This is a genomic window from Thermoactinomyces mirandus, assembly GCF_013868055.1.
GTDB classification, from domain to species: domain Bacteria; phylum Bacillota; class Bacilli; order Thermoactinomycetales; family Thermoactinomycetaceae; genus Thermoactinomyces; species Thermoactinomyces mirandus.
In genome coordinates this window covers 1-12,464 of sequence record NZ_JACEOL010000016.1, presented here as the reverse complement: position 1 = coordinate 12,464, position 12,464 = coordinate 1, and the positions used below count along the sequence as shown (strand labels likewise).

Sequence of the window (12,464 nt, the reverse complement as noted above, 5' to 3'; positions counted from 1 at the left end):
TGCTAATGCATTTAAATGAGATGGTATACGAATATCAATGAAGAGGCTCGAGTAGCGTATTTATTGGTTTTAACAGAAAAAATTATTGATCAGGTAACTGAAGGTTACAACGAAGCAAGAAAAACAATCGACATGTGTTGGAAATGGCTTGAAGAGAAGAAATATGATGGCGATGATCTTTACACTGTATTTGACAATGAAGATGATGGTGGAGTATCCATGTTTTATGAAAAAGCAGTGGATGCGGAAAACCCTCAGCAGGCAAGTATATGGTTATGCATAAATTATGCATTGGAGTACACAATCTGGCAGGCATATAAATTTGAATATGGTCACGATAACTATGTCCCACAACCCATTGAAATTGTTGATGATGATATGATACACGCTTTTACTCAAGAAATATCAAAAGTGAACGGATATCAGCAAGCATGGGTAGACTATTTAAAACAGTATCTCCTAGCAAATTATCCAGCAGATTGTAATAAAAAGATCACGAGAGCGGAAATGATTGAATTGATTTAAAGGAAAATTAAATCTCTCAAGTCTTCTTTAATAATGGAGGAGGAAATTGGATAAAAGAACCCAATCTTTAGTCAGAGAGTCAATTAATGAAAAAATAAGAAGTCATTCATAGTTGTCAAGTTTTATTTCAATATCCATTTCATCCAAATTCTACATTCATTTTGTTAGAGATAGGAGGTGATGGTGGCTTATTTGGTTTAACAATAACTCAAATGAATGGTTGGGGAGAACAGCTAACAAAAAATGCTCAAGGGGACTATGCTATATTTGAAGGAATTGGATTCGACACTTGCAAAAAACTTGAACAAGACTACAACGAAATTATCAATGATTTAGATTTGGCTGCCGATATTGACGATTACGCCAAAGAATATTTTGTGCCCTTTTTTCAGGAATGTTTCAATCAAGCAGGAGGAAAAAAGAAGGCAAAGTTGCCATTTTATTTTTATTATCCAAACTCCGGAGATGCTTATAATTTGGTTAAAGAAAAATGGCTTGATGAAGACGAATACCTCTGAAAGAGCATAGAAACCAAGGCTTGGGGTATGTCCTCAAGCCTTTACTTATAGAAAAAAATAACTGTTAACTTATCCTTTTGCCAAAGGAGAATTTGTTCATTCAAGAAACAGATGGAATATAACCAGTCAAAACAAATACCCATGAAATGGTAAATCATACGGGGGGAAGAAAGACTTGAGGGGTTGGATCAAGATGATTAATCGTACCGATGTTAAAAAAGCTATTTACGCTTATGAAAATAGTATAATCCCAAACATAAAAAAGGTATTTTCTTTTCACTTTCCCGCAGAAACTGACACAATCTTGTTTGAAGTGCATAGTGGCGGATATGGTTTATACGGTATTAGTATGACTCCAATGTCTGATGGAGAAGAAATTAATTACAGCAGGATACAAACACTTTTAGATGAAGTACAAACTAGAATCAAGCTTGATCAATTTATTGATCCAAATGATGATTATATAAACCGGATTGACAGACTGGATCATATCATGTTCGAGCTGATTATCCCGTTCTTTTCCGAGTGCTTTGATAAAGCAACTAATCGACCATCCCATATTCAATATTTTATAAGAACCCATGAAGCAAATGATGTATTCAATCTACAAAATAAAACATGGGTGGAAATTGAGGATCTGTACGAATAGTCAATGCCTTGGGGCTTGAGGAAAAGCTCAAGCCTTTTTTCTCTGTTCAGAGACGGAATAGATACATACCACTGTAAGCTTTTTCTTGGTTTGGATAGCAGAAATCAAGGCCAATAGACTTCTGCAAAGAAAAGTATTCTGTATAAACAAGTTTCATTCATTGCTTTCGATCCACACACAAATTAAGGAAAAAGATAAAGAGCAAATCAAAAAAACAGCAGGTGAATCGTTGCCATTGAGAGAGACAAAGATTAAAAAAACTACGATACATTTGTTATGCAAAATTGAGAGGAAAGTCAGCACAGCAAAACCTGCTGGCTAAGCACATCAATCAACTAGAAAAACACAAACTATCGTTTCCTCTTTATTGAGGTGTATTGATTTAAACGGCAAAGGATAAGGCGATGGTAATTGCTTGTATGGGTTTCAATCCTCTAAGATGAGGTGTATCCATTAAGACGGAAAAGAGAAAAAAAGCGGTTGCAGAAGCAAACGTTTCAATCCTCTTTATTGAGGTGTTTCTATTGAGACAGTCCATGATGATGCGCTGGGGTTTCTCCGGGGTAGGTCTCAATAGTTTCAATCCTCTTTATTGAGGTGTTTCTATTGAGACGGCGTTCGCTGTAACCGTTGTTATCACTGGTCTTCTACGTCAATTTCCGAACACCTCCTTTTTTAAGCAAAATTTTCGAGTCATTTTCCTTGTCATTTGCCAGTTGGAAACTCAGTTTTTCCTTGTTTCAGCGCGGTTTTGACATTTCCGAACAACCCCCGGGATTTTTTCGAAGCACCTGGTGTTCGGAAAAGTATGATAATGCCTCTTTGATAAGCCGATTATATCATAAATAGACAACACGTTTTCACAGCAAAGTCCTCCCGTTTATATAATCAGGATAAAATAATAATTGTTCTTTTTTCCCTTTATTAAATTGATCAGCAAAATTGGCTCAATAAAAAGCCTTGCGCTAAATTATTAAAAAAAGCCAATGAGTCGTCGTTCTCCGGATTCCCCTCCTCTATTACTCTTATTCAATTTCAATTGACAATGGGCAACAACCACTACTTTTTTCACAAATATGTAGAATTTATTTATTGTTAAGATATAATTTTTTATGTTAATTTATTGTTTCTTATAGGTTATGCAATATTCCTAAAAATAAAAAGAAGGAGGAACATTGGTTGCGGAAGGCAAAGAATACAGTACGTTTTTCGTAACAAAAAAATTATGCTTAAACAACTTTATCAATTTTTCCTTGTCCTGTTAATGGTCTTTGCAGGAAGTATCATTTGGGGCAATGACATAGCTCATGCAGGCGGCAGTTTTGATGTTCCCGAGGTTAATGATGGATTTAATCAATTTGACCAGGCTCCTCCCCCTCAACAGGAACAGCCTGTCAACACAATGCCTGTAACAGAAGACAAAGGATTCTGGGATTCAGTCACTGAACCCTTTACGAAAGCATGGGATTGGACAACCGACAAAATTTCTGACGCCATGGACTGGACGACAGAAAAGGCATCTGCCTTTTGGGATTGGTTGACCGGGGTCTTATCGAAAATCACTGACGTGGTCGTGGATGCCCTGGCTGCCACCTGGGATTGGACTCAAAAATTTAAAGAATACATAGCCTTTGCAGGCGTCTTGATTCTGGGCATCGCCCTGTGCTTTTTTGCTCCTCCGCTCGGAGTTTCTGTTCTGACCGGGATGGCCTTGTCCCTTGTCATCGGTACCGGATTGAACGGATGGAAATTTGACAAGACGGTCTTTCTGGAAGCAGCCATCGGCGGACTGCTCGGCCTGATTGGCGGAGGTATTACCGGAGGAGCATCCCGTGCCATGGCCAGTGGTTTTGGCAAAAAGCTGGTGACAGGCGTAACCAACTCCAAAGTGTTGGGTCCTCTGGCCAGAGGCGGAGGCAAACTGATCAGCAAGTTGCCCAAGCCGATGCAACAAGTCTTTGGCAAGGCCGGATTGATCGGCTCTGTGGAAGGCGCAGGCACCAGTATCGCCGATGACCTTCTGCATGGTCGAAAAATCAATTGGAAAAAAGCCTTGCTGTCTGGTGTAGCCGGTGCTGCCCTGGTAGGGGCAGGAGCATTTATCATTCCCAAAGTGGAACCGATCGTAAACAAAGTAACGACTGCTTTTCAAAAAGCACCTGTTGTCCAGGCTGCCAAACGGGTGGACGATTGCCTCCCCTTCGCTTACCAACAACAGCCTGTAAATTACACAGCCCTGGCGATGTCTCCTTTCGCAGAATTTGCGAAGTGTATTTCTGCACCAGAACCTGGTGTAAGTTCTACAAAGTGGTTGTCCAATGTAGAAAAGCAAACTATTAAAGAGGAAAATATCAGGAAATATGGAGTTGAAAGTAAATCAAGGAAAACTTACAACCCCCATAAAGATGCTGGCAAAATAGTTGCTCGTAAAGATGGAAAAAAAGTTTTAACCTATTATGATGGAAGAACCAGAGCAATACTCAACTCTGAACATGCGGGACAAAAGGTTTCGATCGATGTGAATGGATCAGAATATAAAGTGCCTTTTGATAATGATGGATTTCCCGATTTTGAGGAGTGGACTGATTATACCTCAATATTAAATGTAGATCAGTACCTTTTAAAGGACGGTTCTCAGTTTAATTTATTAAGCAAAAGAGTTGCAAAGGATATTCAAAGTGATGAAAAGTTAAGAAAAAATATAGATAATACCTTTCTGGAGGTATTGGAAAAAGGAGTTGGTGAGGATAATGGCCCCGCAAAAGATAAGTTAAAAAAATTTTTAAATAACAATAGTGGTATTTCACAAAATCTGACTAACGAGGAAATAAATGCTTTGCTTTCTGGAAGAGGAAGTGCTTCTATATTAGCAAAATTAAATAATAACCCGAGATTAAAACGTGAGTTTCTTCAAGCTAATATCAACTGGATTGATAAAGGAAATACTCCTGTTGGTTATACATGGCATCATCATCAGGATGAAGGAAAAATGCAATTAGTTAAAACTAGAGTTCATGGTAACATAAGGCATACGGGTGGACGCCAAATCTGGGCTGGAGGTCGTTAATAAAAAGAGGAGGAGAAAAATGGACAAGAAAACCCAATCTCTAGTCAGAGAGTCAATTAATGAAAAAAAAGAAGAAGTCATTCGTCAATTTCATTTTTTATTAAATTATCCATTTCATCCAGAAGCTACATTTATTTTGTTAGAGGTAAGAGGAGATACAGGTTCTTTTGGTATCTCGGTTACGCAAATGAATGGCTGGGGGAAACAGCTAAACAAAAATGCATATGGAAAATATGATTCTGACTTGGTAGGATTTGTATTTGATGTTTATGCAAATCTTGAACAAGACTACAATGAAATTATCAATGATTTAGAGTTAGTTGATGAAATAGACGATTATGCCAAAGAATATTTTGTTCCCTTTATTCAGGAATGCTTCAATCAAGCAGGAGGAAAAAACGCCAAAATTCCATTTTATTTATATTATCCAAACTCCGGAGATGCTTATGATTTGGTTAAAGAAAAATGGCTTGATGAAGACGAATACCTCTGAAAAAGCAGAGAACCCAAGGCTTGGGGTATGTCCTCAAGCCTTTATTAATGAAAAAGTACCGTTAACTTACCCTTTTGCCAAAGTAGGATTTGTTGATTAAAGAAAAACTGTAATTTAACAAGTAAAACAAACATCCAAATAAATTATACGGGTGGAAGAAAGACTTGGGGGTTTGGATTAAGATGATCAATCATACCGATGTTAAAAAAGCTATTTATGAGTACGAAGATAAAACAATCCAAAATTTAAATGAGGTACTTTCTTATGACTTTCCTCCAGAAACTGATACGGTATTATTCGAAGTGCATAGTGGTGGATATGGAGTTTTTGGTATAAGTATAACACCTATGACAAAGGGTGAAGAGATGGGCTACGATTCTATAGAAACACTGTTGAGAAAAACTCATTTTGAGATTGATCTTGAACAATTTCTTGATTTGGATAATGATAAACCCTATGATGAAAAATATATGGATAAACTGGGTAACCTAAAAAAGATCGTATTTAATCTGATCATTCCATTTTTTAGTGAGTGCTTCCACAAAGCCAGGTATATACCACCCCATATTCAGTTTTATATAAGAACCCATGAATCAGATGATGTATTCAATTTACAAAATAAAACATGGGTGGAAATTGAGGATCTGTACGAATAGTCAATTTCTTGGAGCTTGAGGAAACCTCAAGCCTTTTTCTCTGTTCAGAAGTGGAATAGAGACATACCACTGTAAAGCGCTTTTTTTGTTTTTGAAAGCTGACATCAAGGCCAGTAGAACGATCTAAATGTATCCGCTGACAAGTCAGGATGCTTTGCTTTTCTCCAAGCAACACTTTTTAATCAAACAAGTTTGGGAAATGCCAGCGGATTTGTAAACATGCTGTTGATGAAACCAAAAACTAACCGATAAAAAAGAATGTATAAAAAATATAGAGGGCTGGCATTTTGCCAGTCCTCTTCTGCAAAGAAAAAGTATCCTGTGAACAACAAGTTCATTCATTGCTTTTGATTCAGACACAAATTAAGGAAAAAGATAAAGAGCTAATCGAAAAGAAAAAGCAGCAGGTGGATCGTTATTGTTGAGAGAGACAAAAAATAATGAACCAACTCAGACACATCTGTTATAAAAACTGAGAGGAGCAGCACAGCAGAACCAGTTGGCTAAGCGCATCAATCAATTAGAAAAACAAAAGCTATCGTTTCCTCTTTAATGAGGTGTAGCGATTTAGACGTTCCAAGACAACGTCTTTCTCTTTCAAACCAAACCCGTTTCAATCCTCTAAGATGAGGTGTACTGATTTAGACAGCGTTCGCTGTAACCGTTGCTATCACTGGTCTTCTACGTCAATTTCCGAACACCTCCTTTTTTAAGCAAAATTTTCGAGTCATTTTCCTTGTCGTTTGCCAGTTGGAAACTCAATTTTTCCTTGTTTCATGCGGGTTTTGGCGTTTCCGAACAACCCCTGGGATTATTTCGAAGTACTAGGTGTCGGAAAAGTATAATAATTACCTCTTTAATAAGCCGATTATATCATTAGAGATAAAACTTTTTCACAATGTAGTCCTCCCGTTTATTTAACCAGAATATATTGTTCATTTCCCTTCATTATTTCGGTCAGCAAAATTGGCTTAATAATTACCTTGGGGCTAAACAATGAGTCATCCTTCTCCGGATTCTCCTCCTCTATTGCCTCTAACTCAGTTTCAATTTACAATTTTATCTCTATCAATCAAACCTGGTGGAGTTTGCATAAATGCTTTTCTGGAATTATAAATCCGGTTTCAAAAAAAGGGGTGCTAATGCATTTAAATGAGATGGTATACGAATATCAATGAAGAGGCTCGAGTAGCGTATTTATTGGTTTTAACAGAAAAAATCATTGATCAGGTAACTGAAGGTTACAACGAAGCAAGAAAAACAATCGACATGTGTTGGAAATGGATTGAAGAGAAGAAATATGATGGCGGTGATCTTTACACTGTATTTGACAATGAAGATGATGGCGGAGTATCCATGTTTTATGAAGAAGCGGTGGATGCGGAAAACCATCAGCAGGCAAGTATATGGTTATGCATAAATTATGCATTGGAGTACACAATCTGGCAGGCAAATAAATTTGAATATGGTCACGATAACTATGTCCCACAACCCATTGAAATTGTTGATGATGATATGATAGACCTTTTTACTCAAGAAATATCAAAAGTGAACGGATATCAGCAAGCATGGGTAGACTATTTAAAACAGTATCTCCTGGAAAATTATCCAGCAGATTGTAATAAAAAGATCACGAGAGCGGAAATAATTGATTTGATTTAAAGGAAAATTAAGCTCTTCGGTCTTTTTGAATAATGGAGGAGAAAAATGGACAAGAAAACCCAATCTCTAGTCAGAGAGTCAATTAATGAAAAAAAGAAGATACCATTCGTCATTTTCAATTTTTATTAAATTATCCATTCATCCAGATGCTACATTTATTTTGTTAGAGGTAGGAGGACATGGTGGCGATTTTGGTGTTACAGTTACGCCAATGAAAGGCTGGGGGAAACAGCTAACAAAAAATGCAAATGGAGAATATTATTCTGACTTAGGATTTGAATTTGATGCTTATGCAAAACTTGAACAAGACTACCAAGAAATTCTGGAGGATGACGAGTTTATAGCTGAAATCGATGAATATGCCAAAGAATATTTTGTGCCCTTTATTCAGGCATGCTTCAATCAAGCAGGAGGAAAGAACGCCAAAATTCCATTTTATTTATACTATCCAAACTCCGGAGATGCTTATGATTTGGTTAAAGAAAAATGGCTTGATGAAGACGAATACCTCTGAAAGAGCATAGAAACCAAGGCTTGGGGTATATCCTCAAGCCTTTATTTAATGAAAAAGTACCGTTAACTTACCCTTTTGCCAAAGTAGGATATGTTGATTAAAAAAAACTGTAATTTAACAAGTAAAACAATCATCCAAGTAAATTATACGGGTGGAAGAAAGACTTGGGGAGCGAGCAAGATGATCAATCGTACCAATGTTAAAAAAGCTGTTTATGCTTATGAAGATACTATAATCCAAAACATCAAAAAGGTATTTTCTTATCAATTTCCCGCAGAAACTGACACAATCTTGTTTGAAGTGCATAGTGGCGGATATGGTTTATATGGCATTAGTATTACTCCAATGTCTGAAGGTGAAGAGTGTAATTATGATGTAAAAAAATTACTGAGCTAAATCCAATTAGATCTCAAACTTAATCAATCGTTTGATCTTGTAGATGGTAGTGGGTATATGGATAAAATGGACAAACTGGATCATATCATGTTCGAGCTGATTATTCCGTTCTTTTCCGAGTGCTTTGATAAAGCGACTGACTGGCCACCCCGTATTCAATATTTTATAAGAACCCATGAAGCAGACGATGTATTCAATCTGCAAAATAAAATATGGGTGGAAATTGAGGATCTGTACGAATAGTCAATGCCTTGGGGCTTGAGGGAAAAGCTCAAGCCTTTTTTCTCTGTTCAGAGACGGAATAGATACATACCACTGTGAGCTTTTTCTTGTTTTGGATAGCAGAAATCAAGGCCAATAGATTCTGCAAAGAAAAGTATTCTGTATAAACAAGTTTCATTCATTGCTTTCGATCCAGACACAAATTAAGGAAAAAGATAAAGAGCAAATCAAAAAAACAGCAGATGAAATGTTGCCATTGAGAGAGACAAAGACTAAAAAAACAACTTACGATACATTTGTTATGCAAAATTGAGAGGAAAGTCAGCACAGCAGAACCTGCTGGCTAAGCACATCAATCAATTAGAAAAACACAAACTATCGTTTCCTCTTTATTGAGGTGTATTGATTTAGACACACCCCGATTTATCCAGAATAGAAGAAATGCTCGTAGTTTCAATCCTTTAAGATGAGGTGTATTGATTTAGACGGCGTTCGCTGTAACCGTTGTTATCACTGGTCTTCTACGTCAATTTCCGAACACCTCCTTGTTTAAGCAAAATTTTCGAGTTATTTCCCTTGTCGTTTGCCCGTTGGAAACTCAATTTTTCCTTGTTTCATACGGGTTTTGACGTTTCCGAACAACCCCCGGATTTTTTTCGAAGCCTCTGGTGTTCGGAAAAGGATAATAACTGCCTCTTTGACAAGCCGATTATAGCATAAATTGTCAACATGTTTTCACTGTAATGTACTGCCGTTTATTTAACCAGAATATATTGTTCGTTTCCCTTCATTATTTCGGTCAGCAAAATTTGTTTGACAAAAAGCCTTGCGCTAAATTTTTAGAAAAAGCCAATGAGTCGTCCTCTCTGGATTCCCTCCCCTACTACCTCTTTTTCAATTTCAAATTGACAATAGAACAACACCACTACTTTTTTCACCAATTCGTAGAATTTATTTATTGTCAAGATATAATTTTTTATGTTAATTTATTGTTTCTTATGAGTTATGCAATATTCCCAAAAATAAAAAGAAGGAGGAACACTGGTTGCGAAAAGCAAAGAAAACTATACGTTTTTCGTAACCAAAAAAGATGCTTAAACAAAAACAACTTGTTCAATTTCTTCTAGTCTTGCTACTGATTGTCTTAGCAGGAAGTATCATCTGGGGAAGCGACGCAGTTTATGCCGGCGGCAGTTTTGATGTTCCTGAGATAAATGAGGAATTTAATCAATTTGACCAGGCTCCTCCCTCTCAACAGGAACAGCCTGGCAACACAATGCCTGTAACAGAAGAAAAAGGATTCTGGGATTCAGTCACTGAACCCTTTACAAAAGCATGGGATTGGACAACCGACAAGATTTCTGACGCCGTGGACTGGACGACAGAAAAGGCATCTGCCTTTTGGGATTGGTTGACCGGGGTCTTATCGAAAATCACTGACGTGGTCGTGGATGCCCTGGCTGCCACCTGGGATTGGATTGTAAAATTTAAAGAATACATAGCTTTTGCAGGCGTCTTGATTCTGGGCATCGCCCTGTGCTTTTTTGCTCCTCCGCTCGGAGTTTCTGTTCTGACCGGAATGGCCTTGTCCCTTGTCATTGGTGCCGGATTGAACGGATGGAAATTTGACAAGATGGTCTTTCTGGAAGCAGCGATCGGCGGACTGCTTGGCTTGGTAGGCGGAGGTATTACCGGCGGGGCATCCCGTGCGATGGCCAGTGGTTTTGGCAAAAAGCTGGTGACAGGCGTAGCCAACTCCAAAGTGTTGGGGCCTCTGGCCAGAGGTGGAGGCAAACTGATCAGCAAATTGCCCAAGCCGATGCAACAAGTCTTTGGCAAGGCCGGATTGATCGGCTCTGTGGAAGGCGCAGGTACCAGTATCGCCGATGACCTTCTGCATGGTCGAAAAATCAATTGGAAAAAAGCCTTGCTGTCTGGTGTGGCCGGTGCTGCCCTGGTAGGAGCAGGAGCTTTTATCATTCCCAAAGTAGAACCGATCGTAAACAAAGTAACGACTGCTTTTAAAAAAGCACCTGTTGTCCAGGCTGCCAAACGGGTGGACGATTGCCTCCCCTTCGCTTACCAACAGCAGCCTGGCAATTACACAGCCGTAGCGATCTCTCCTTTCGCAGAATTTGCGAAGTGTATATCTGCGCCTGAACCTGGTGTGAGTTCTACAAAGTGGCTGTCCAATACAGAAAGACAAAAAATTAAAGAAGAAAATATCAGGAAATATGGAATTGAAAGTAAATCAAGCAAAACCTATAACCCCCATAAAGATGCAGGAAAAATAGTTGAACGAGAAAATGGTAAAAAAGTTATAACCTATTATGATGGAAGAACCAGGGTAATCATCCATTCTGAACATGCGGGGCAAAAGGTTTCGATCGATGTGAATGGATCAGAATATAAAGTGCCTTTTGATAATGATGGATTTCCCGATTTTGAAGAGTGGACTGATTATACCACAACATTAAATGTAGATCAGTACCTTTTAAACGACAAGACCCAGTTTAAATTGTTGAGTAAAAGAGTTGCAAAGGATCTACAAAGTGATGAAAAGTTAAGAAAAAATATAGATAATACCTTTCTGGAGGTATTGGAAAAGGGAGTAGGTGTGCAAAATGGACCAGCAAAAGCTAAGTTAGAAAAATTTATTAATGACAATAGTGATATTTTGCAAAATCTGACTAACGAGGAAAAAAATGCTTTGATTTCTGGTAGAGGAAGCGCTTCTATAATATCAAAATTAAATAATAATCCTGAATTAAAAAGTAAGTTTCTTCAGGCTAATACCGACTGGATTAAAAAAGGAAATGACCCTGTTGGTTATACATGGCATCATCATCAGGATGAAGGAAAAATGCAATTAGTAAAAACTAGAGTTCATGGTAACATAAGACATACTGGTGGACGCCAAATCTGGGCTGGAGGTCGTTGACAATTAAAAGGAGGAGAAAAATGGATAAAAGAGCCCAATCTTTAGTCAGAGAGTCGATAAATGAAAAAAAAGAAGAAGTCATTCATAGTTTTCAAGTTTTATTTCAATATCCATTTCATCCAAATACTACATTCATTTTGTTAGAGATACGAGGAGATGGTGGCTTATTTGGTCTAACAGTAACTCAAATGAATGGTTGGGGAGAACAGCTAACAAAAAATGCTCAAGGGGAATATGCTATATTTGAAGGAATTGGATTTGACACTTGCAAAAAACTTGAACAAGACTACCAAGAAATTCTGGAGGATGACGAGTTTATAACTGAAATCGATGAATATGCCAAAGAATATTTTGTGCCCTTTTTTCAGGAATGTTTCAATCAAGCAGGAGGAAAAAAGAAGGCAAAGCTGCCATTTTATTTATATTATCCAAACTCCGGAGATGCTTATGATTTGGTTAAAGAAAAATGGCTTGATGAAGACGAATACCTCTGAAAGAGCATAGAAACCAAGGCTTGGGGTATATCCTCAAGCCTTTATTTAATGAAAAAATACCGTTAACTTACCCTTTTTGCCAAAGTAGGATTTGTTGATTAAAAAAAACTGTAATTTAACAAATAAAACAAACATCCAAGTAAATTATACGGGTGGAAGAAAGACTTGGGGAGCGAGCAAGATGATCAATCGTACCAATGTTAAAAAAGCTGTTTACGCTTATGAAAATTGATAAAGGTAAAACTCCATCAGGTTATGTGTGGCACCATCATGAAGGATTGGGCAATCATGGGCCTGGTACGATGCAATTAGGGCGTGTCTGGTGAA

The 12,464-nt window shown here is 37.7% G+C and carries 13 protein-coding genes; all 13 read left to right on the top strand.

Annotation, left to right across the window (positions count from 1 at the left end; all coding sequences use genetic code 11):
• Positions 1-15: 15 nt before the first annotated feature.
• The 13 genes from H2C83_RS05300 to H2C83_RS18450 all read left to right on the top strand — a co-directional run bounded on the left by H2C83_RS05300 (position 16) and on the right by H2C83_RS18450 (position 12,463).
• Positions 16-525, top strand: a complete 510-nt coding sequence (locus H2C83_RS05300) for an Imm6 family immunity protein (protein ID WP_181738525.1) — start codon at positions 16-18, stop codon at positions 523-525.
• Between the two features lie 161 nt (positions 526-686).
• The gene (locus H2C83_RS05295) at positions 687-1,043 is read left to right on the top strand and encodes a hypothetical protein (protein WP_181738522.1); all 357 of its coding nucleotides are present in this window, start codon (positions 687-689) and stop codon (positions 1,041-1,043) included.
• A gap of 193 nt (positions 1,044-1,236) precedes the next feature.
• Positions 1,237-1,692 carry a hypothetical protein gene (locus tag H2C83_RS05290; RefSeq protein WP_181738520.1) on the top strand — a complete coding sequence of 152 codons (456 nt, stop codon included), beginning with the start codon at positions 1,237-1,239 and terminating at the stop codon, positions 1,690-1,692.
• Between the two features lie 1,225 nt (positions 1,693-2,917).
• Entirely contained in the window at positions 2,918-4,759 is a 1,842-nt protein-coding gene (locus tag H2C83_RS17655; RefSeq protein ID WP_246333761.1) for an HNH endonuclease, read from the top strand.
• A 19-nt stretch (positions 4,760-4,778) separates the two neighbouring features.
• Positions 4,779-5,252: a hypothetical protein gene (locus tag H2C83_RS05280; RefSeq protein WP_181738518.1), complete on the top strand. Its 474-nt coding sequence runs from the start codon at positions 4,779-4,781 to the stop codon at positions 5,250-5,252.
• Between the two features lie 164 nt (positions 5,253-5,416).
• Positions 5,417-5,908: a hypothetical protein gene (locus H2C83_RS05275; RefSeq protein WP_181738516.1), complete on the top strand. Its 492-nt coding sequence runs from the start codon at positions 5,417-5,419 to the stop codon at positions 5,906-5,908.
• Positions 5,909-7,060: 1,152 nt separating this feature from the next.
• Positions 7,061-7,570, top strand: coding sequence for an Imm6 family immunity protein (locus tag H2C83_RS05270; RefSeq protein ID WP_181738514.1), 510 nt, complete (start codon positions 7,061-7,063; stop codon positions 7,568-7,570).
• An 85-nt stretch (positions 7,571-7,655) separates the two neighbouring features.
• Positions 7,656-8,084 carry a hypothetical protein gene (locus H2C83_RS05265; protein ID WP_181738512.1) on the top strand — a complete coding sequence of 143 codons (429 nt, stop codon included), beginning with the start codon at positions 7,656-7,658 and terminating at the stop codon, positions 8,082-8,084.
• 180 nt (positions 8,085-8,264) lie between these two features.
• On the top strand, positions 8,265-8,480 hold the full coding sequence (locus H2C83_RS05260) for a hypothetical protein (protein ID WP_181738511.1): 216 nt from the start codon (positions 8,265-8,267) through the stop codon (positions 8,478-8,480).
• 57 nt (positions 8,481-8,537) lie between these two features.
• Positions 8,538-8,723 (top strand): hypothetical protein, encoded by a 186-nt coding sequence (locus H2C83_RS05255; RefSeq protein ID WP_181738509.1) that lies wholly within the window; start codon positions 8,538-8,540, stop codon positions 8,721-8,723.
• A 1,069-nt stretch (positions 8,724-9,792) separates the two neighbouring features.
• The gene (locus H2C83_RS05250) at positions 9,793-11,643 is read left to right on the top strand and encodes an HNH endonuclease (RefSeq protein ID WP_181738508.1); all 1,851 of its coding nucleotides are present in this window, start codon (positions 9,793-9,795) and stop codon (positions 11,641-11,643) included.
• A 20-nt stretch (positions 11,644-11,663) separates the two neighbouring features.
• A complete protein-coding gene (locus H2C83_RS05245; RefSeq protein WP_181738506.1) occupies positions 11,664-12,137 on the top strand; it encodes a hypothetical protein in 474 nt (157 codons plus the stop codon).
• A gap of 197 nt (positions 12,138-12,334) precedes the next feature.
• On the top strand, positions 12,335-12,463 hold the full coding sequence (locus tag H2C83_RS18450) for an HNH endonuclease (RefSeq protein ID WP_181738503.1): 129 nt from the start codon (positions 12,335-12,337) through the stop codon (positions 12,461-12,463).
• Position 12,464: the final 1 nt, after the last annotated feature.

Coding starts and splice junctions, on each gene's coding strand:
- H2C83_RS05255 (WP_181738509.1), top strand. CDS start 8,538: ATGGATAAAATGGACAAACTGGATCATATCATGTTCGAGCTGATTATT.
- H2C83_RS05265 (WP_181738512.1), top strand. CDS start 7,656: ATGAAAAAAAGAAGATACCATTCGTCATTTTCAATTTTTATTAAATTA.
- H2C83_RS05300 (WP_181738525.1), top strand. CDS start 16: ATGAGATGGTATACGAATATCAATGAAGAGGCTCGAGTAGCGTATTTA.
- H2C83_RS17655 (WP_246333761.1), top strand. CDS start 2,918: ATGCTTAAACAACTTTATCAATTTTTCCTTGTCCTGTTAATGGTCTTT.
- H2C83_RS05290 (WP_181738520.1), top strand. CDS start 1,237: ATGATTAATCGTACCGATGTTAAAAAAGCTATTTACGCTTATGAAAAT.
- H2C83_RS18450 (WP_181738503.1), top strand. CDS start 12,335: ATGTTAAAAAAGCTGTTTACGCTTATGAAAATTGATAAAGGTAAAACT.
- H2C83_RS05245 (WP_181738506.1), top strand. CDS start 11,664: ATGGATAAAAGAGCCCAATCTTTAGTCAGAGAGTCGATAAATGAAAAA.
- H2C83_RS05270 (WP_181738514.1), top strand. CDS start 7,061: ATGAGATGGTATACGAATATCAATGAAGAGGCTCGAGTAGCGTATTTA.
- H2C83_RS05260 (WP_181738511.1), top strand. CDS start 8,265: ATGATCAATCGTACCAATGTTAAAAAAGCTGTTTATGCTTATGAAGAT.
- H2C83_RS05280 (WP_181738518.1), top strand. CDS start 4,779: ATGGACAAGAAAACCCAATCTCTAGTCAGAGAGTCAATTAATGAAAAA.
- H2C83_RS05250 (WP_181738508.1), top strand. CDS start 9,793: ATGCTTAAACAAAAACAACTTGTTCAATTTCTTCTAGTCTTGCTACTG.